This is a genomic window from Bordetella parapertussis, assembly GCF_020735925.1.
Classification (GTDB): Bacteria; Pseudomonadota; Gammaproteobacteria; order Burkholderiales; family Burkholderiaceae_B; genus Bordetella; species Bordetella pertussis.
In genome coordinates, this window is record NZ_CP085971.1 from 651,042 (window position 1) to 668,128 (window position 17,087).

General features: G+C 71.8%; 18 protein-coding genes and 1 pseudogene. 8 read left to right on the forward strand and 11 right to left on the reverse strand.

Annotation, left to right across the window (positions count from 1 at the left end; all coding sequences use genetic code 11):
• Positions 1 to 76 precede the first annotated feature (76 nt).
• Positions 77 to 967: a LysR substrate-binding domain-containing protein gene (locus LK409_RS03040; protein ID WP_010927823.1), complete on the forward strand. Its 891-nt coding sequence runs from the start codon at positions 77 to 79 to the stop codon at positions 965 to 967.
• On the opposite strand, the pseudogene LK409_RS03045 reads toward LK409_RS03040, so the two are convergent.
• Positions 964 to 1,454 (reverse strand): annotated as a pseudogene (locus LK409_RS03045) (cupin domain-containing protein). The gene LK409_RS03040 and the pseudogene LK409_RS03045 overlap by 4 nt on opposite strands.
• Before the next feature lie 98 nt (positions 1,455 to 1,552).
• Here LK409_RS03045 and LK409_RS03050 point away from each other — a divergent pair.
• Positions 1,553 to 2,506: an adenosine deaminase gene (locus LK409_RS03050; RefSeq protein WP_010926108.1), complete on the forward strand. Its 954-nt coding sequence runs from the start codon at positions 1,553 to 1,555 to the stop codon at positions 2,504 to 2,506.
• Positions 2,507 to 2,522: 16 nt separating this feature from the next.
• On the opposite strand, the gene LK409_RS03055 is transcribed toward LK409_RS03050, so the two are convergent.
• The 3 genes from LK409_RS03055 to LK409_RS03065 are packed head-to-tail and all read right to left on the reverse strand — an operon-like array spanning position 2,523 to position 4,874.
• Entirely contained in the window at positions 2,523 to 3,485 is a 963-nt protein-coding gene (locus LK409_RS03055; RefSeq protein WP_010927825.1) for a Bug family tripartite tricarboxylate transporter substrate binding protein, read from the reverse strand.
• Positions 3,486 to 3,519: 34 nt separating this feature from the next.
• Positions 3,520 to 4,149: an RraA family protein gene (locus LK409_RS03060; RefSeq protein ID WP_003809168.1), complete on the reverse strand. Its 630-nt coding sequence runs from the start codon at positions 4,147 to 4,149 to the stop codon at positions 3,520 to 3,522.
• A gap of 5 nt (positions 4,150 to 4,154) precedes the next feature.
• The gene (locus LK409_RS03065) at positions 4,155 to 4,874 is read right to left on the reverse strand and encodes a PIG-L deacetylase family protein (RefSeq protein ID WP_003809169.1); all 720 of its coding nucleotides are present in this window, start codon (positions 4,872 to 4,874) and stop codon (positions 4,155 to 4,157) included.
• Positions 4,875 to 4,973: 99 nt separating this feature from the next.
• On the opposite strand from LK409_RS03065, the gene LK409_RS03070 reads away from it, so the two are divergent.
• Positions 4,974 to 5,681 (forward strand): IclR family transcriptional regulator, encoded by a 708-nt coding sequence (locus tag LK409_RS03070; RefSeq protein WP_003809171.1) that lies wholly within the window; start codon positions 4,974 to 4,976, stop codon positions 5,679 to 5,681.
• Between the two features lie 13 nt (positions 5,682 to 5,694).
• Here the strand turns inward: LK409_RS03070 and LK409_RS03075 are convergent, their stop codons facing one another.
• The 5 genes from LK409_RS03075 to LK409_RS03095 form a co-directional block, all read right to left on the reverse strand.
• Positions 5,695 to 6,813, reverse strand: coding sequence for an NAD(P)H-dependent flavin oxidoreductase (locus LK409_RS03075; protein ID WP_041937123.1), 1,119 nt, complete (start codon positions 6,811 to 6,813; stop codon positions 5,695 to 5,697).
• The gene (locus LK409_RS03080; protein ID WP_003809176.1) at positions 6,810 to 7,685 is read right to left on the reverse strand and encodes a LysR family transcriptional regulator; all 876 of its coding nucleotides are present in this window, start codon (positions 7,683 to 7,685) and stop codon (positions 6,810 to 6,812) included. The genes LK409_RS03075 and LK409_RS03080 overlap by 4 nt, the downstream gene beginning before the upstream one ends.
• Positions 7,686 to 7,748: 63 nt before the next feature.
• Positions 7,749 to 8,693, reverse strand: a complete 945-nt coding sequence (locus LK409_RS03085) for a DMT family transporter (protein ID WP_041937124.1) — start codon at positions 8,691 to 8,693, stop codon at positions 7,749 to 7,751.
• A gap of 49 nt (positions 8,694 to 8,742) precedes the next feature.
• Positions 8,743 to 9,546, reverse strand: a complete 804-nt coding sequence (locus LK409_RS03090; RefSeq protein ID WP_003809179.1) for an AraC family transcriptional regulator — start codon at positions 9,544 to 9,546, stop codon at positions 8,743 to 8,745.
• 48 nt (positions 9,547 to 9,594) lie between these two features.
• The gene (locus tag LK409_RS03095) at positions 9,595 to 11,397 is read right to left on the reverse strand and encodes an amidohydrolase (protein WP_010927828.1); all 1,803 of its coding nucleotides are present in this window, start codon (positions 11,395 to 11,397) and stop codon (positions 9,595 to 9,597) included.
• A gap of 252 nt (positions 11,398 to 11,649) precedes the next feature.
• On the opposite strand from LK409_RS03095, the gene LK409_RS03100 reads away from it, so the two are divergent.
• Together LK409_RS03100 and ppk2 are read left to right on the forward strand one after the other, a co-directional pair.
• Positions 11,650 to 11,874, forward strand: coding sequence for a YdcH family protein (locus tag LK409_RS03100; protein WP_003809185.1), 225 nt, complete (start codon positions 11,650 to 11,652; stop codon positions 11,872 to 11,874).
• A gap of 125 nt (positions 11,875 to 11,999) precedes the next feature.
• Positions 12,000 to 13,031: a polyphosphate kinase 2 gene (gene ppk2 / locus LK409_RS03105; RefSeq protein ID WP_010927829.1), complete on the forward strand. Its 1,032-nt coding sequence runs from the start codon at positions 12,000 to 12,002 to the stop codon at positions 13,029 to 13,031.
• A gap of 13 nt (positions 13,032 to 13,044) precedes the next feature.
• Here the strand turns inward: ppk2 and LK409_RS03110 are convergent, their stop codons facing one another.
• A complete protein-coding gene (locus tag LK409_RS03110; RefSeq protein WP_010927830.1) occupies positions 13,045 to 13,263 on the reverse strand; it encodes a SlyX family protein in 219 nt (72 codons plus the stop codon).
• A gap of 77 nt (positions 13,264 to 13,340) precedes the next feature.
• Between LK409_RS03110 and LK409_RS03115 the strand changes: the two genes are divergently transcribed.
• The 3 genes from LK409_RS03115 (at position 13,341) to LK409_RS03125 (ending at position 16,191) form a co-directional block, all read left to right on the forward strand.
• The gene (locus tag LK409_RS03115) at positions 13,341 to 13,823 is read left to right on the forward strand and encodes a YaiI/YqxD family protein (protein WP_010927831.1); all 483 of its coding nucleotides are present in this window, start codon (positions 13,341 to 13,343) and stop codon (positions 13,821 to 13,823) included.
• A gap of 180 nt (positions 13,824 to 14,003) precedes the next feature.
• Entirely contained in the window at positions 14,004 to 15,584 is a 1,581-nt protein-coding gene (ilvA, locus tag LK409_RS03120) for a threonine ammonia-lyase, biosynthetic (RefSeq protein ID WP_010927832.1), read from the forward strand.
• 292 nt (positions 15,585 to 15,876) lie between these two features.
• Positions 15,877 to 16,191 carry a hypothetical protein gene (locus LK409_RS03125; protein ID WP_010927833.1) on the forward strand — a complete coding sequence of 105 codons (315 nt, stop codon included), beginning with the start codon at positions 15,877 to 15,879 and terminating at the stop codon, positions 16,189 to 16,191.
• Positions 16,192 to 16,213: 22 nt separating this feature from the next.
• Here LK409_RS03125 and LK409_RS03130 read toward each other — a convergent pair whose 3' ends face one another.
• A complete protein-coding gene (locus LK409_RS03130; RefSeq protein WP_010927834.1) occupies positions 16,214 to 16,921 on the reverse strand; it encodes an ArsR/SmtB family transcription factor in 708 nt (235 codons plus the stop codon).
• Between the last annotated feature and the right edge of the window lie 166 nt (positions 16,922 to 17,087).

Here is a 17,087-nt window from a genome sequence, read left to right on the forward strand (position 1 = left end):
GGCGCGCCCCGGCCTATCGGGATGTCTCGTATCCAGGATCAGGGCGGGCCAGAGGCTGGCCGTGCTACGCTGGGCCATGCGTTTCGACCTCACCGACCTGCGCCTGTTCCTCAACGTATGCGAGGCCGGCACCATCACCGCCGGCGCGCGGCGCTCGCACATGACGCTGGCCTCGGCCAGCGAACGGGTGCGCGGCATGGAAGGCGCGCTGGGCGTGGCGCTGCTGCTGCGCGAGCGCTATGGCGTGCAGCCCACCGCGGCCGGCCGCACGCTGCTGCATCATGCGCGCGCCGTGCTGCTGCAGATGGACCGGTTGCGCGGCGAACTGGGCCAGTACGGCCAGGGGCTCAAGGGCCATGTGCGCCTGTTGTGCAATACGGCCGCGCTCAGCGAGCACCTGCCGGCCGTGCTGGCGGGTTTCCTGGCCGCCCACCCGCAAGTGTCGGTCGACCTGGAGGAGCGCCTGAGCCGCGAGATCGCCGATGCGCTGCGCGCCGGGACGTGCGACATCGGCGTGCTGGCCGATTCGGCCGACCTGCACGGCCTGCAGGCGCGCACGTTCCGCCATGATCCGCTGGTGGTGGCGGTGCCGCGCGGGCACGCGCTGGCGGGCCGCGCCGCGGTCAGCCTGGCCGACGTGGCGGCGCTGGATTTCGTCGGCCTGGTCGAGGGCAGCGCCTTGCAGGCGCATATCGGCCAGCATGCGCGCCGCGCCGGGCAGGTGCTCAATTACCGCGTGCGCCTGCGCAGCTTCGACGCCATTTGCGACATGGTCGGGCATGGCATCGGCGTGGCCATCGTGCCGCGCACCGCGGCCCTGCGCGCGGCGCGCGCGGGCCGCATCCGGCGCCTGCGCCTGTCCGACGACTGGGCCGAGCGCGACCTGATGCTGTGCGTGCGCGATCCCGACGCCTTGCCGTCCTATGCGCGCCAGTTCGTGGCGCACGCCCTGGCTGAAGCCCCCTAGCGGGCCAGCCGCGCGATCAGGTCGGCCTGCGCGGGGTACAGGCGCCGCAGCACGGTGGCGTCGGCCAGTTGAACTCGCTGAATTCGAAGCCCGGTGCCACCGTGCAGCCGGCCAAGGCGTAGCCGCCCGGCCGGGCCAGCTCGGCGGCGAACCAGCTGCCGGCCGGCACCACCGCCTGGAACTCGGCGCCGGCATCTTCCAGCGTGTTGCCCAGCCGCAGGCGCCGGTAGCCGCCGTCGGACGCCAGCACGTGGATGTGCAGCGGCGCGCCGGCATGGAAATGCCACAGCTCGTCGGCGCGGATGCGATGCCAGGTGGACCAGGCGCCGTCGCACAGCAGGTACAGAATGGCGGTGCTGGCCGCGCGGCGCGCGCCGTCGGCGCGCGTCACGGCATCGTCGGCGCGGTAGGTTTCGCGGTAGTGGCCGCCCTCGGGGTGCGGCAGCAGGCCCAGGCGGCGGATCAGGGTGGCGGCGGGGTCGGTCATGGCGGGCTGCTCGCGGACGTCGGTGGCGCCAGTCTAAACCCAATGGCGCCGTCCGGCCGGCTAACATCACGGCTGTGAGCGACTGCGGAAGACCCATCATGTACGACTGGCTCAATGCCCTGCCCAAAGCCGAACTGCACCTGCACCTGGAAGGCACGCTGGAACCCGGACTGATGTTCGAACTGGCCCGGCGCAATGGCGTGGCGCTGCCGTGGCCGGACGTCGAATCGCTGCGGCGGGCGTACGACTACGACAACCTGCAGGAATTCCTCGACCTGTACTACCGCGGCGCCGAGGTGTTGCGCACCGAACAGGATTTCTACGACCTGACCTGGGCCTACCTGCTCAAGTGCCGCGAGCAGAACGTGGTGCACACCGAGCCGTTCTTCGACCCGCAGACGCACACCGATCGCGGCATCGCGTTCGAGACGGTCCTGGCCGGCATTACCCAGGCGCTGGAAGACGGTCGTACGCAGCTGGGCATCCAGGGCGGCCTGATCCTCAGCTTCCTGCGCCACCTGCCCGAAGAGGCGGCCATGCGCACGCTGGAGCAGGCGCTGCCGTATCGCGACGCCTTCATCGCGGTGGGGCTGGACAGCAGCGAGCGCGGCTTTCCGCCGCGGCTGTTCCAGCGGGTGTTCGAGCGCGCGCGCGCCGCAGGGCTGCCCGCGGTGGCGCATGCCGGCGAGGAAGGGCCGCCCGAATACATCTGGGAAGCGCTCGACCTGCTGCAAGTGCGGCGCATCGATCATGGCGTGCGCGCGGCCGAGGACGAGCGGCTGATCGAACGGCTGATCGATACCCAGATACCGCTGACGGTGTGTCCGCTGTCGAACACGCGGCTGCGCGTGTTCGACAGCATGGCCGAGCACAACATCCTCGAACTGCTCGAGCGCGGCGTCAAAGTCACGGTGAACTCGGACGACCCAGCGTATTTCGGCGGCTACATCACCGAGAACTTCCATGCCCTGCATGAACACCTGGGCATGACGCAGGACCAGGCGCGCCGGCTGGCGGCCAACAGCATGGACGCGCGCCTGGCGGGCGGTTAGCTGCCCGCCGCAGGCCTTACTCGACCTGGATGCCGGCCTGCTCGATCAGCGCCGTCCACTTCTTCGTGTCCTGGCGCACCAGCGCCTCGAGCTGCTGCGGCGTGCTGGCGACGAATTCCACGCCCTCGGACTCGAACTTGCGGTTCAGCTCGGGGTCCTTCAGCGTCTCGACCACGGCCTGGTTCAGTTTTTCCAGCACCTCGGGCGGCGTGCCGGCCTTGGCGAACAGGCCATACCAGGTGGTGTACGCCATGCCGGGCAGGGTCGCGGATACCACCGGCAGCTTGCTGGTATCGGCGCCGCTGCTGGGCGCGCTCATGGCCAGCGCCTTGACCGCGCCCTTGTCGATCATGGGCTTGAGCGACGGCATGCTGCTGAACAGCGCCTGCACCTGGCCGGAGGCCAGGTCGGTGATGACCTGCGAGGTGCCGCGGTAGGGCACGTGCACCACGTCGACCTTGGCCTGGCTCTTGAACAGCTCCATGCCCAGGTGCGCGACGCCGCCCACGCCGGCCGAGCCGAAGTTGACCTTGCCCGGATGCGCCTTGGCGTAGTCGATCAGGCTCTGCACCGAGTCCACCGGCAGGCCGGCGGTGACCACCAGCACGTGCGGGCTCTGGGTCAGTTGGCTGATCGGCGCCAGCAGCGCGAGCACGTCCTTGCCCTGCATGGCCTTGGACGGGATGGTCATGTTGCCCGAGGCGGGCATCAGCAGCGTATAGCCGTCGGCGGGCGCGCCCAGCACCTGGTTGAGCGCCGGCACGCCGTGCCCGCCGCCGGCATTGACCACCACCACCGGCTGGCCCAGCGCCTGGCCGAACAGTTGCGCGAATTCGCGGCCCACGATGTCGGCCGGCCCGCCGGCGGCGAACGGGATGACCATGCGGACCGGGCGTTCGGGATAGTCGGCGGCGGCCGGGCCGGCCGGCAGCAGGCCGAGTGCCAGCGCCAGGGCGCCGAGCGTGTGCTTCAAGGACATTGTCTTCTCCAGTGTGTGTGTGTGTGGGTATGGGTCAGGCGGATTCGCCCGTGTCGATGGGCGCGCGCGCCAGCGCGTCGTCCAGCCAGGCCGGCCGCAGTTCGCCGCGGGCAATCGCGGCCATGCGGGCGGCTTCGGCTTGCTGCTTGGCCAGCGCGGCGGCCAGCACCGCCTCGGCTTCGTCGTCGCGGTACACCACGACGCCGTCGTCATCGGCCATGATCCAGTCGCCCGGGCGCACGTCGACGCCGCCGCAACGGATGGCGCGGCGCACCGTGCCGCCGCCGCGCTTGGTCGGGCCGGCCGGCGAGCCGCCCAGCGCGTACGCCGGCAGCGTGCCGGCGCGCAGTTCGGCCAGGTCGCGCATGGCGCCGTCGATGATGACGCCGGCCAGGCCGACGGCGGCGGCCTGGGCGCACATGATGCCGCCCATGACGGCGCGGTCCAGGTAGCCCTGGGCGTCGATCACCAGCACTTCGCCGGGGCGCGCCTGCGCCAGCGCGGCGTGGATGGCCAGGTTGTCGCCGGCATCGACCGACACCGTCAGCGCGCGGCCGTGGACATGCCAGCCGGCGCGCAGGGGCTTGATGCCGGCGCTCATGACGCGGGCGCCGGCGTCGGCCAGCAGGGTGGTGCTCAGGTCCCGGGCAGGGGAGACGGACATGGCGCTTACTCCACGAAGGCCGGCACGACGGCGGGGAAGATGCTCTGGTAGGCCTCGGCGTAGGCCGTGGCGGTGGTCTTGGCGCGGCGGCCGGCCTGCGCGCCGCGCTGCAGCGCGACGCGTTCGTAATAGGCCCACAGGTTGCGCTGCGTGGCCATCGCCTGCATGGCGCGCTGCTTCTGTTCCCACACCGCGCTGATGTCCAGCAGCAGGTTGGGCTTGAAGCCGCACAGCTCGGACTGGTGCGGCTCGAAGCACAGCACTTGCGGCGGCACGATGTAGTCCGCGCCGTGCCCGGGCGCCATGGCCTGCATGCGCGCGCGCAGCACCATGTCGTAGGCGCGGCAGTGATCCAGGTTGGAGGGGTCGTGCTCGGGGTGGGTGATCACCGCCGCCGGGCGCACCGCGCGCAGCGTCTGCGACAGGCGCCGCACCGCGTCCGGCGACTCGGGCATGGGGTAGTCGCCCAGATCGTAGAAATCCACGCCGGCTGCGCCCAGGATGGCGGCGGCCGCCTCGGCCTCGGCGCGGCGCACCTGCTTGACCTCGTCGCGCGCGCCATCGGGATTGGCCTGCCAGGCGGCGTTCGATTCGCCGTTCTCGCCGTAGCTCAGGCACACCAGGCGCACGTCCACGCCGCGCTGGGCATGCAGGGCCATCGCGCCGCCGCAACGCCATACGAAATCGCCCACATGGGCGGTCACCACCAGGATCGCGCTTGCCACTGCCTTGCTCCTCGAATTGTGCAAGGCTCCATTATATTTTTATGAAACGTCGTTGTATTATGTACAACAAGCAAGCATTCATGCGGTTTTGGAGAGAACATGAGTAATGACGGAGTGGTGGCGGTGGAGCGCGCCCTGGCGGTGCTGGACTGTTTCAAGCCGGGTGACGAGCGCCTGGGCCTGGCCGAGTTCGCGGCCCGCCTGCCGCTGCACAAGACCACCATCTTCCGCCTGCTGAATTCGCTGGCGCGCTGCGGTTATGTGCTGCGCGAGCCGGACGGCCGCTACTCGCTGGGCCCGCGCGTGCTCTATCTGGCGCGCGTCTACGAGCGCGGCTTCAATCTGTCGGGGGTGGTGATGCCGGTGCTCGAAAGCCTGTCGGGGCAGACGGGCGAGAGCGCCGCCTACTACGTCGAGGGCGACCAGCCGGGCCAGCGCCTGTGCCTGTTTCGTCACCAGCCCTATGTGGGCCTGCACAGCCAGGTGCTGGCCGGCAGCGTCATGCCGCCGGACCGCTCGTCCACTGGCCGCGTGTTCGCGGTCTGGGCGCAAGGACAGCCCGGCGGCGACGAGCGCCTGCCGTTTTTCTCGTGCGGCGCGCGCGACCCCTATACCTCGTCTTGGTCGGTGCCGGTGGTGGGCGACGACGACCGTTTCGTCGGCGCGCTGACCGTGGCCGGGCCGTCCGAGCGCCTGCGCACGGTGGACGTGCCGCGCTTCGAACGGCTGGTGCTCGAGCACGCCGACGACTTGGCGCGCCGCCTGGGCGCCAGCGCCACGATCCGCGCCGCGCTCTACGGCGATTGAGGCGCGCCCGCGCTCAGCGCGCCAGCCGGCCGATGCAATCGTTCAGTTCGGCCTGCAGCTGGCGCATCAGCGTGGCCGCGGGCACGCCGCGCGACAGGGCGGTGGCCTGGCCGGCCCATTGCGCGGCGTAGCTGGCGTCGCCGCGCGCCCTGGCCGCAGCGTGCAGGGCCTTGCCGGCATCGTAGGCGATGGGATAGTCGGGCGTGGGCGGGCAGTCGGCCGCCGCGCCCAGTTCGGTGTAGCGGTTGGCGATGCTGCGCGCCGGCCGGCCCGAGATGGCACGCGTCAGCGTGGTGGCGACTTCGGCCTGGTCCAGCAGGGCGTGGCGGTGCGGCATGTCGGCCGACGATTCGGGGCAGCTGATGAAGGCGGTGCCCAACTGGGCGGCCTGCGCGCCCAGCGCCAGCACCGCGGCCACGCCGGCGCCGTCCATGATGCCGCCGGCGGCGATCACCGGCGCATCGAAGCGGCGCGCCAGCAAGCGCGTCAGCGCCAGGGTGCCCAGTTGTTCGTCGCGCGCGGCGGGGTCGAACATGCCGCGATGGCCGCCGGCCTCGATGCCCTGCGCCACGATGGCGTCGACGCCGGCCGCGGCGATGCGCGCCGCTTCCCGCATATCGGTGGCGGTGGCCATCAGGTAGATGCCGGCCTGGCGCAGCGCCGCGATGCGCGAAGCCGGCGGCAGGCCGAAGTGCAGGCTGACCACTTCGGGCCGCTCGGCCAGCAGCATGTCGAACATGTCGTCGTCGGCCAGGAAGCTGGTGTAGACCTCGCGCAGCGTGGCCGGCGGCTGCGCGTCGAATTCGGCGAAGCGCGGCGCCAGGTATTGCAGCCAGCGCGCTTCGCGCGCGGCGTCGGCGGTGGCCGGCGCGTGGCAGAACAGGTTGACGTTGAAGGGCCGCATGGTCTGCTCGCGGGTCAGGGCGATGGCCTGGCGGGCGGCGTCGGCGTTCATGGCGCCCAGGCCCAGCGAGCCCAGCCCGCCGGCATTGCTGACGGCGGCAGCCAGCGCCGGTGTGCTGACGCCGGCCATGGGCGCCTGGACCACCGGCAGGGTCAGGCCCAGGCGCTGGGCGAACGGGGTGGCGGCGTAGGCGGCGGGCATGGCGGACTCCGGGTCGGCGTGGATCATGGGGCTGGCGGCGCTTGCAGCGCGCGCAGCAGGGCGAGTCGGGCGGCGCTGTCGTAGCCGTCGCGGTGGATCAGAAAGCAGGGCACGGTGCGCACGGGCACGGTGCGCGCCAGCGCCGCGCCCGGGTGCAGGGCCAGCACCGAGCGCGGCAGGATGGCCATGGCCGAACCCGCCAGCACACCGGCCATCATGGCGTGGTAAGACGCCATTTCGATGACACGCACGCCGGCCATGTCCAGCCATTGCTCGGCGCACAGCCGGTAGGTGCAGCCCTGCGCGAACGCGGCCAGCGTGCGCACCTGTATGTCCTGCGGCGTGCGCACCGGCGGATGGCCGGGCGGCAGCGCCAGCAGCAGTTCTTCGGAATACAGGTAGGCGCCGCGCAGGCTGGGGTGCAGCGGCGCCATGGCGGTGTCGGCCGGGCTGGCGGCGGGATGCGCGATGACGGCGCAATCGAGCCGGCACGCGGCGACCTGGCCGGCCAGCCATTGCGTGGTGCCGGTGTGCAGGTCGATGGCCAGGTCCGGCCATTGCGCGTGCAGGCTGGCCAGCGGCTGCGGCAGGCGGCTGGCGGCGGCGCTTTCCATCGCGCCCAGGCGCAGCCGCCCGGCCGGCGTGTCGGCGCGCATGGCCTGACGCGTTTCCTCGGCCAGGGCCAGCAGGCGCTCGGCGTAGGCGAGCAGGCGGCGGCCATCCGGGGTCAGCGTCATGCGCTTGTTCTCGCGCAGGAACAGCGTCACGCCCAGGCTGTCTTCCAGCTGGCGCAGCCGCGTGGTCACGTTGGATTGCACGCGCGCCAGCGCGTGCGCGGCGCGGGTCACGCTCTCGGTGCGCGCGACGGCGCGGAAGATTTCCAGTTCGGCCAGTTCCATCGGCGGGGCTCGGGTAGCAGAGCCGCCAGCATAGCGCTTCTATCCGAAAAAAAGAACAACTTGCTATTTAATGTTCTCTTTTTGGGATTGCTTGTCGCCGCCCGGCCGCAGCGCCAGTACGGCGGCCAGCACGCAGCCGATGCCGGCGGCCTGGCGCGGCCCGACGGTTTCGCCCAGCGCCAGCGCGGCCAGCAGTACGGCGGCCACCGGCGCCAGGGCCGTGAACAGCGCCGCTTCGCTGGCGCTGGCGCGCGCCAGCCCGGCGTACCAGAGCACGAAGCCGGCCACGGTGGGCAGCCACGCGTAGTAAGCCAGCACGGCCAGGGCGGGGCTGCCGAAGGCGGCGTGCCAGGGCGCCTCGGCAAGCGCGGCGGCGCCGGCCAGGACCGCGCCGATGGCCGTCAGCGCGGCCGACAGCGGCAGCGGCGCAATGGGCGCGCGCAGGCGCTTGCTGAGCAGGATGAACAGCCCCTCGCAGACCACCGCGCCCAGCACCAGCAGGTTGCCGGCCAGCGAGCCGGGCGCGTCGTCCGTGCGGCCGCCGACCAGCACCAGCACGCCCGCGGCGGCCAGCGCGATGGCCGCCAGCGTGCGCGGCGGCGGCCGCTCGCGCAGCACCGCCATGGCCAGCAGCGCGGTCACGGCGGGCAGCGTGCCGATGACGACGGCCGCGTCGGCGGCCGAGGTCAGGCGCAGCCCGGCGATCAGCAGCGCGGTGTAGCCGACGCTGCCGGCGGCGGCCTGCAGCGCCAGCAGGCAGGCATCGCGCCGGCCGGGCCGCGGCCAGCGCGCGCCGGTCGCGCGCATCAGCAGCAGGAAAACCGGCAGGGCCAGGCCCAGCCGGATGGCGGTGGCGGTAAAGGGCGCCACCTCGGCGGCGATCAGCTTGCTGGCCGGCACGGTGCTGCCGGCCAGCACCATGGCCAGGGCCAGGCAGGCATGGCCGCCGCGCGTGCGGCGGGCGGGGGCCAGGGGCGGTGAGGAAGAACGGGACATGGCCGGCAGCATAGGCGCATGCCAGGCCGGCGGTCTTGAACGAAATTGCGGCGCGGCGGGTCTAGCGCGCGGCGCGCGCGTAGCGGCCGGGCGTCATGCCGTAGCTGCGCGCGAACAGCCGGCTCAGGTGGCTCTGGTCGGCAAAGCCGCAGGCCGCCGCCGTCTCGGCCAGCGGCACGCCTTGCAGGATGAGGCGGCGCGCCAGCTGCAGGCGTCGCTGCGTCTGGTAGGCGTGCGGCGGCAGGCCGGTGGCGTGGGCGAACCCGCGCAGCACCTGGTAGCGGCTCAGGCCGCAGGCCTGCGCCAGGTCGGCCAGCGTGAGCGCGGCGGCCGGGTCGTCGTCGATCCGCTGGCGCGCGCGGGCGATGCCGGGGTGGGGCAGGCGTGCCGGCGCGCGGCCCGGGTCGGGGCGGCGCAGCCCCGCCAGCAACTGCAGCAGGGCGGCGTCGCGCGCCAGCGGCGCGGCGCCGGGCGTGGTGACGCAGGCATACAGGCGCGCGAACGCGGCGGCCAGCGCCGCGTGCCCGAGCACCGGCAGGTGGAATTCGTAGCTGCCCGCGTCGCCGTCCAGCCCGGCGGCCGCCTGGGCGATCAGGGCGGGCTCGAAATACAGCATGCACCAGGCGCGCTCGCCCTCGCCCAGCGGGGCGCCGTCATGCACCTCGCCCGGATTGACGGTGATGAGCTCGCCGGCGCGCGCCTGCACGGGGCCGCGTCCGCTGGCCGAGCGCTGCGCGCCGCGCGTCATCAGGCCCACGCCGTACTGGTCGTGCGTGTGGCGGGCGAAGGCGTGGCGCGATTGCGCGGCGACCGCGCTGACGCCGGGCTCGGCGCTGCGCAACGCGATGAAGCGGCCTTGCGGCATGGGGCCTCCGGAGGGCGTGGCGGGTTCGGCCAGCATAACGCGGCGGCCTCAGGCGGGCGGGCGCGGCGCGCTGCGCCGTCCCAGCGGCGAGGGCGCCGGCGTGCCGACCGCGCTGGCGCGGTCGAAGATCACCCGGCCTTCCTTGACGGTCTGCAGCACCTTCAGGCCGGCCAGCGTGGCGGGCGGGACTTCCAGCGGATTGCCCGACAGCACGACGAAATCGGCCAGCTTGCCGCGCGTGATGGAGCCCTTGTCGTCTTCCTCGAAGTGCTGGTAGGCGGCCCACAGCGTCATGCTCTTGAGGGCGGTGAGCGGATCCAGCCGCTGGTGCGGCCCGAGCACGTGGCCGCTGCGCGTGATGCGGTTGACCGTTGCCGACAGCACCCGCATCGAATCCGGGAAGGCCACCGGCGCGTCGTGGTGCGAGGTGACCGGCATGCCGGCGTCGGTCACCCAGCGCATCGGCGAGATGTTCTCGGCGCGCCGCGGGCCCAGCACCGAGTCGCGATGCCAGTCGCCCCAGTAATAGGTGTGCATGGGAAACAGCGAGGCCAGCACGCCCAGCGACTTCAGCGCCGGGATCTGGTCCTGGCGCAGCGTCTGGCCGTGGATGAGCACCGGGCGCACGTCCACGCCGGGATGGGCCTGCTCGGCCTGGCGCAGGGCGGCGATCATCTGGTCGATGGCGCGGTCGCCGTTGGCATGGGTGAGGATCTGCCAGCGGTTGGCCAGCGCCAGCCCGTACAGCTGCGCCGCGCGCGCGTCGCTGACCACGCCGTAGCCGGCGTATTTGCGGTTCTGGCCGGGCGGAGGCACGAAATACGGCTCGCTCAGCCAGGCGGTCTTGGCCTGCGGCGAGCCGTCCAGCGTCAGCTTCACGCCGCCGATGCGAAAGCGCCGCTGGTAGCGCACCGGTTCGCCGGCCGGGCGGAACCAGGGCGCCTGCATCAGGGCGGGCGTGCCGGGGGCGAGAATATCGGGATAGGCCACCACGTCGGCCACCAGCTTGCCCTGGCGCGCGGCCAGCTCGGCGATGCGCACCTGGTCGGGCGCGGCGCGGCCATCCTGGATGGTGGTGTAGCCGTTGCGGATGTACAGCTGCTGGCTGGCATCGAGCATGGCCACCGCCTGCTCGGGCGTCAGGCGCGGGAACAGGCGCGCGAGCGCGGCGAAGAAGGCGTTTTCCTCGAGCACGCCGTCGGGTTCGCGGCTGCCCTTGCGCCGGCCGATGACCCCGCCATCGGGCGCGCGGCTGGCCGCACCGATGCCGGCGGCGGCCAGCGCGGCGCTGTTGAGCACGCCCACGTGGCCCGACTGGTGGATGGCCACCACCGGCAGGTCGCGCGCCACCGCGTCCAGGTCATCGCGGTTGGGGTGGCGGCGTTCCTGCAGTTGCGAGTCGTCGTAGCCGAAGCCCAGCAGCATGCCGAACTGGCGCGGCAGGTCGGAGTTGCGGCGGAATTGGCGCAAGGTGTTCTGCAGGTCAGCGATGCTGGCGTTGGGCCCGTCCGGCGGCGGCAGCAGGTTGGCGCTCAGGGCCTGCATGCCGACGGTGCTGACATGGCTGTGGGCGTCGACGAAGCCGGGCAGCAGCGTGGCGCCGCGCAGGTCGTGCATGCGGGTGTCCGGGCCGCGATAGCGCAGGACGGCGTGCTCGCGGCCCACCGCCATGATGCGGCCGTCCCTGACCGCGACGGCGCGCGCCGAGGGCGTGTGCGCATCGATGGTGACGATGGGGCCGCCGAACCAGATGGCGTCGGCCATGGCGGTGCTGTCGGCGGGCGGCAACTGGCTGGCGCAGCCGGTCAGCAGCGCCAGCGCGGCGGCCGGTAGCAGGCGGGAACGGATCATGGCGACTCCTTGCGGACAGGCGGATTCGCCAGCGTAGCGCCGGGGCCGCAAGGGCGCAGCCGGGCGGCGCCGCGGCGCGCCGCCGAAAGCGCCGGCGGCGCGGCGGGCGGGCGGGCCGGGCAAGGCCGGCGCCGGGCCCGCCGGGCGGCCGGTTGACAAGGCCATGGGCTTGCGATGTGATCGGCAATGCGGCGGGCGCGGCCGGCCGCCGGCCCGCCGCGCGATTTTTTCCGGCCTTGCCAGGAGGACGCCATGTTTCCAGAGTATCGCCATGTCATTACCCGACTCAAAGCGGAGGACCCGCATTTCACGGCGCTGTTCCAGCGCCACAACGAGCTCGATCAGGAAATCCAGAACATGGAGGCCGGGATCGTTCCCGCCTCCAGCGGCAACATCGAGAACCTGAAGAAGGAAAAGCTGCGCCTGAAGGACAAACTGTACGACATCCTGCGCGCCGCCGACCGCGACAGTTCATAGGCGTCATGCCGAAGTCCGCGTTGTCTGATACTGTTCCTGCAATGAAAAAGTCCACCCCCAGCAAATCCCAACGCGTGGTCTCGCCGCGCACCGGACCGCCCGCCCGCTCGCGGCAGCGCGGCGAAATGCCCGTCCAGACGGCCGGGCAGGCCGAGCGCCAGACCGTGCAGGCCGCCATCGAGGCCGCCGCCGTCGACCAGGCCGCCAGCCTGCTGGAAGTGCTGCGCAATACCTCCAAGGTCGAACCGGCGCGCGTGCGCGACACGGTCAAGACCCTGCTCGATGGCCTGTCGCCCGACGAAACCGCCCAGCTGCGCGAACTGCTGCTGACCGGCGGGCAGGTGCCGTGGCGCGCGCGTGATCCGAACCACCCCGACGACGAACTGGCCACCGACTGGCGCGAGGGCGGCTATCCGTACCGCAACCGCATGTCGCGCCGCGCCTACGAAAAACAGAAGTACCGCCTGCAGGTCGAGCTGCTGAAGCTGCAGGCCTGGGTGCGCGAAACGCGCCAGCGCGTGGTGATCCTGTTCGAAGGGCGCGCCGCGGCCGGCAAGGGCGGCACCATCAAGCGCTTCATGGAACACCTCAATCCGCGCGGCGCGCGCGTGGTGGCGCTGGAAAAGCCGTCCGACTCCGAGCGTGGCCAGTGGTACTTCCAGCGCTACGTGCAGCACCTGCCGACGGCCGGCGAGATCGTGCTGTTCGACCGTTCCTGGTACAACCGCGCCGGCGTCGAGCGCGTCATGGGCTTTTGCTCGCAGGACGAGTACGAGGCCTTTATGCACCAGGTGCCCGAGTTCGAGCGCCACCTGATCCGCAGCGGCACGCACCTGATCAAGTTCTGGTTCTCGGTCAGCCAGCAGGAGCAGCATCGCCGCTTCAAGGAGCGCCAGGTGCATCCGCTCAAGCAGTGGAAGCTGAGCCCGGTGGACATGGCCTCGCTGGACAAGTGGGACGCCTACACGCAGGCCAAGGAGGACATGTTCGCCCATACCGACACGGCCGATTCGCCGTGGATCGTGGTGCGTTCGGATTGCAAGAAGCGCGCGCGCCTGAACGCCATGCGCTACGTGCTGCACAAGATGTCGTACGCCAACCGCGACTTCGAAAGCATCGGCCCGGTCGACGCGCTGCTGGTGGACCGGGCGATCTAGCGGCGCGGGCCGGCTAGTAGTGCGGCGGCAGGTCGTCGCGCAGGCTGCGCGGCGCGCCGGCGCCGCCGGCCGGCACCTGCTGGCGCAGCTCGGCCACTTCGCGCGCCAGCGCATCGATCTGGCGCTGCTGGCGCACCACGATCTGGTTGAGTTGTTCGAGCAGGTCTGCCGCGAAGCCGGCCTTGATCTCCAGCTCGGTCAGGCGCTGCGCGGGGTCGTGGGTGTGTTCCATGGGCGTATTAAAGCGCATCGGCGCGCCGGGCCGAAACGGGCCGCCCCAATCGCCGCGCCATGGCCCATAATGCCCGCATGAACATCTGGGTCGATGCCGACGCCTGTCCGGCAGAAGTGAAAGACATCCTGTGGCGCGCGGCGCAACGCTGGCAGGTGCCGGTGACGCTGGTGGCCAACCAGCTGCTGCGCGTGCCGGCCTCGCCGTGGATGCGCGCGGTGCAGGTGCCGCGCGGCTTCGACGTGGCCGATGCGCACATCGTGGCCAGCGCCGTGCCCGGCGACCTGGTGATCACCGCCGACATTCCGCTGGCGGCCGAGGTGGTGGGCAAGGGCGTGGCGGCCATGAGCTGGCGCGGCGAGGTGTTCGACGCCGGCAGCATCGGCGAGCGCCTGACCATGCGCGACATGATGGAAGAACTGCGCGCCGGCGGCGTCGATATCGGCGGGCCGGCCGCGTTCGGGCAGGCCGACCGGCGCGCCTTCGCCAATGCGCTGGACGCGGCCATGCAGCGCTGGGCGCGCACGCGCGGCGCGGGCGGCAAGCCGGGCGCCGTTTGACGGCGCCGGCAAAAGGGAATAACGTTGTTGCTTATGGATCCGCGTGCGACTTCCCCCGGCCAGAGCATTATTACCGCCATTCCAGCAGTGGCGGGTTAGCCTACGAATTCCCAGAAAACCCGCCCTCGAGGCGGGTTTTCCTTTTCTGTCTCCTGGGCGTATCCGAAACCAGGAGCCTTCATGTCCGATACCGCCACCGCCCCGACGACCGCCGAGCCGCGCACCGCGCCGCCGGCGCGCGCCGATCTGCTTGCCCACTACGCCCGCAAGACGCTTTCCGCGCCGGTCTACGACGTCGCGCTGGAGACGCCGCTGCAAGCGGCGCCGCGCCTGTCGCGCCAGCTGGATTGCCGCGTGCTGCTCAAGCGCGAAGACCTGCAGCCGGTGTTCTCGTTCAAGATCCGCGGCGCCTACAACCGCGTCGCGCAGTTGAGCGCCGAGGAGCGCCGCCGCGGCGTCATCGCCGCCTCGGCCGGCAACCATGCGCAAGGGCTGGCGCTGGCCGCCGCGCGCCTGGGCATTCCGGCGCTCATCGTCATGCCGCGCACCGCGCCCGAGCTGAAGATCGACGGCGTGCTGGCGCACGGCGCGCAGGTGGCGCTGCATGGCGACGCCTTTCCGGCGGCGCTGGCGCACGCGCAGGCGCTGGCTGAACGCGAGGGCAGGGTGTTCATCCCGCCGTACGACGATCCCGACGTGATCGCCGGCCAGGGCACGGTGGGCATGGAGATCCTGCGCCAGCATCCGGGCCGCCTGGACGCCATTTTCGTGCCGGTCGGCGGCGGCAGCCTGATCGCGGGCGTGGCCGCCTACGTCAAGCATGTGCGTCCGGAGATCCGCATCATCGGCGTCGAGCCGGTGGATTCGAACTGCCTGCAGGCCGCGCTGGCGGCGGGCCGGCGCGTGGTGCTCGACCGCGTGGGCACCTTCGCCGACGGCGTGGCGGTGGCGCAGATCGGCCATCACAATTTCGAGATCTGCCGCGACCATGTCGACGAGGTGATCTGCGTCACCAACGATGAAATCTGCGCCGCCATCAAGGACATCTACGACGATACCCGCTCCATCACCGAACCGGCCGGCGCGCTGGCGGTGGCGGGCCTGCGCAAGTACGCCGAGCGCGGCGAGGCGGCCGGGCGCACCCTGGTGGCGATCGACTCGGGCGCCAACATCAACTTCGACCGCCTGCGGCACGTGGCCGAGCGCGCCGCGCTGGGCGAGCAGCGCGAAGCCTTGATCGCGGTGACCATCCCCGAGCGGCCGGGCAGCTTTAAGGCCTTCTGCGCGGCATTGGGGCCGCGCCAGATCACCGAATTCAACTATCGCTACCATCCCGGCGACGAGGCGCAGATCTTCGTCGGGGTGCGGACCCATCCCGAGCACGACCGGCGCGATGCGCTGCTGGCCGGGCTGCGCGGCCAGGGCTTCGCGGTGCAGGACCTCAGCGACGACGAACTGGCCAAGCTGCACGTGCGCCACATGGTGGGCGGGCGCGCCAACCAGATCGACGACGAGCAGGTGTTCCGCTTCGAGTTCCCCGAGCGTCCCGGCGCGCTGTTCGACTTCCTGAGCAAACTGGGCGGCCGCTGGAACATCACCATGTTCCACTACCGCAACCACGGCTCGGCCGACGGCCGCGTGGTGGCCGGCCTGCAGGTGCCGGCCGACGAGCGCCACCTGGTGCCGCAGGCATTGACGCGCATCGGCTATCCGTTCCGGGACGAGACGGCCAATCCCTCGTATCGCCTGTTCATCCGGTGAGGGAGGCGAGGTGCCAGTCCCCCTGCGGGGACAGGCACCGGGATGCCGGGAGTTTGCGGGTGCGGCGGGTGCCTGTCCCCGCAGGGGTCAGGATTTCCCCCTTCGGGGATGGGCACGCCGGGAAGGGGGTTTGTCTCCTTTTCACCACCTTTCGGCGGTTTTTGCCGGCAAAACCAGGACGGGCGCGGGTTTTGGGCACATCATGTCCCCGTGGCGGCAGTGCCGGCCGGGGACATGGCCGGCGTCACGCAGCGTGAGTTCAACCGATGTATCTATCCTTGCGGAGGGCATCATGGATTCAGCCACCATCATCAATCTCGTCATCCAGCTCGTGGCCGGAGCGGCCGGCGGCAATGGCCTGGCCAAGGCGGCGCACTCGCTCAATCTCGGCACGACGGGCAACACCATTGCGGGGGCCATAGGCGGCCTGGCCGGCGGCACCTGGCTGGGGCCGGCGATCGCGGCCATGGCCGGCGGCGCGGCCAGCGGCATGAACGTCGGCGCCATCGTCGGCGACGTAGTGGGCGGGGGCATAGGCGGCGCGGTGCTGACGCTGATCGTAGGCATCATCCGCAACCTGTTCGCCAACAAGGGTTCGGCCGCCTGATCCAGCGGGGCGCGCGCGCCCTTTACGCCGCGTCGGCCAGCCGGCCGCGCGGCCGGCACCAGGCGTCGAAGCGGCGCGCGCCTTGCGCGGTGACGCGCAAGGCGCGCGAATCCAGCTGCTGCTCTACCCAACCATGCTGCAGGCAACACTGCAGCAGCGCCGCGCCCAGCGCGCCGCCCAGGTGCGGGCGGCGCGCGCTCCAGTCCAGGCAGGCATAGGCGTGGCGGCGCCGCTGGCGGCCGATGACGCCCAGGTCCAGCCCCAGGCTGGTCAGCGCCGCCGCGCCGGCCGGGGTGACCCGGTAATCGCGTCCATCGGGCTGCAGCCAGCGCTGCGCCAGCATGGCGTCGTGCAGGCGCACCGCCACCGTGCCGGCCATGTGGTCGTAGCAGGTGCGGGCGTGGCACAGCGGCCCGGGCGTGGCGGGCTTGAACGGCGCGCGCGGCACGCCGGCCACCACCAGCAGCGCTTCCAGCGCCTGCGCCACGTCGGCGTCGGCCAGCTGGTAGTAGCGGTGCTTGCCCTGCACGGCCAGTTCGACCAGGCCCTGCGCGCGCAGGCGGGCGAAGTGCGCGCTCGCGCTGGAGGCGCCGATGTCGGCCAGCGCGGCCAGTTCGGTCGCGGTCCGCGCGCAGCCGTCGAGCAGGCTGCACAGCATGCGCGCGCGTGCGGGATCCGCAATCGCCGCGGCGACGGCGGCCAGGCGGGTGTCGGCGTGGTCTGCGTCCATGGTTCGCCAATCTCCGAAATGTGATTGCAAGTCCGCAGCTTAGCGCCGTCCCGCGCGGCGGCACAACCCCGCGCCCGCGCGCCGCGATAGATGGCGTGTATTGCACGAGACGCAATCGGTATTTCCGCTTTGCGCACGGACTCCCTAGCATAGGTTCACCGCGGTG

What these genes read in the sequence shown, in the direction of transcription:
- LK409_RS03130 (WP_010927834.1), bottom strand. Translation starts at nt 16,921, where the DNA reads ATGGACGCAGACCACGCCGACACCCGCCTGGCCGCCGTCGCCGCGGCG.
- LK409_RS03095 (WP_010927828.1), bottom strand. Translation starts at nt 11,397, where the DNA reads ATGATCCGTTCCCGCCTGCTACCGGCCGCCGCGCTGGCGCTGCTGACC.
- LK409_RS03080 (WP_003809176.1), bottom strand. Translation starts at nt 7,685, where the DNA reads ATGGAACTGGCCGAACTGGAAATCTTCCGCGCCGTCGCGCGCACCGAG.
- LK409_RS03075 (WP_041937123.1), bottom strand. Translation starts at nt 6,813, where the DNA reads ATGATCCACGCCGACCCGGAGTCCGCCATGCCCGCCGCCTACGCCGCC.
- LK409_RS03115 (WP_010927831.1), top strand. Translation starts at nt 13,341, where the DNA reads ATGAACATCTGGGTCGATGCCGACGCCTGTCCGGCAGAAGTGAAAGAC.
- ilvA (WP_010927832.1), top strand. Translation starts at nt 14,004, where the DNA reads ATGTCCGATACCGCCACCGCCCCGACGACCGCCGAGCCGCGCACCGCG.
- LK409_RS03110 (WP_010927830.1), bottom strand. Translation starts at nt 13,263, where the DNA reads ATGGAACACACCCACGACCCCGCGCAGCGCCTGACCGAGCTGGAGATC.
- LK409_RS03100 (WP_003809185.1), top strand. Translation starts at nt 11,650, where the DNA reads ATGTTTCCAGAGTATCGCCATGTCATTACCCGACTCAAAGCGGAGGAC.
- LK409_RS03090 (WP_003809179.1), bottom strand. Translation starts at nt 9,546, where the DNA reads ATGCCGCAAGGCCGCTTCATCGCGTTGCGCAGCGCCGAGCCCGGCGTC.
- LK409_RS03085 (WP_041937124.1), bottom strand. Translation starts at nt 8,693, where the DNA reads ATGCTGCCGGCCATGTCCCGTTCTTCCTCACCGCCCCTGGCCCCCGCC.
- LK409_RS03055 (WP_010927825.1), bottom strand. Translation starts at nt 3,485, where the DNA reads ATGTCCTTGAAGCACACGCTCGGCGCCCTGGCGCTGGCACTCGGCCTG.
- LK409_RS03040 (WP_010927823.1), top strand. Translation starts at nt 77, where the DNA reads ATGCGTTTCGACCTCACCGACCTGCGCCTGTTCCTCAACGTATGCGAG.
- LK409_RS03070 (WP_003809171.1), top strand. Translation starts at nt 4,974, where the DNA reads ATGAGTAATGACGGAGTGGTGGCGGTGGAGCGCGCCCTGGCGGTGCTG.
- LK409_RS03060 (WP_003809168.1), bottom strand. Translation starts at nt 4,149, where the DNA reads ATGTCCGTCTCCCCTGCCCGGGACCTGAGCACCACCCTGCTGGCCGAC.
- LK409_RS03125 (WP_010927833.1), top strand. Translation starts at nt 15,877, where the DNA reads ATGGATTCAGCCACCATCATCAATCTCGTCATCCAGCTCGTGGCCGGA.
- ppk2 (WP_010927829.1), top strand. Translation starts at nt 12,000, where the DNA reads ATGCCCGTCCAGACGGCCGGGCAGGCCGAGCGCCAGACCGTGCAGGCC.
- LK409_RS03050 (WP_010926108.1), top strand. Translation starts at nt 1,553, where the DNA reads ATGTACGACTGGCTCAATGCCCTGCCCAAAGCCGAACTGCACCTGCAC.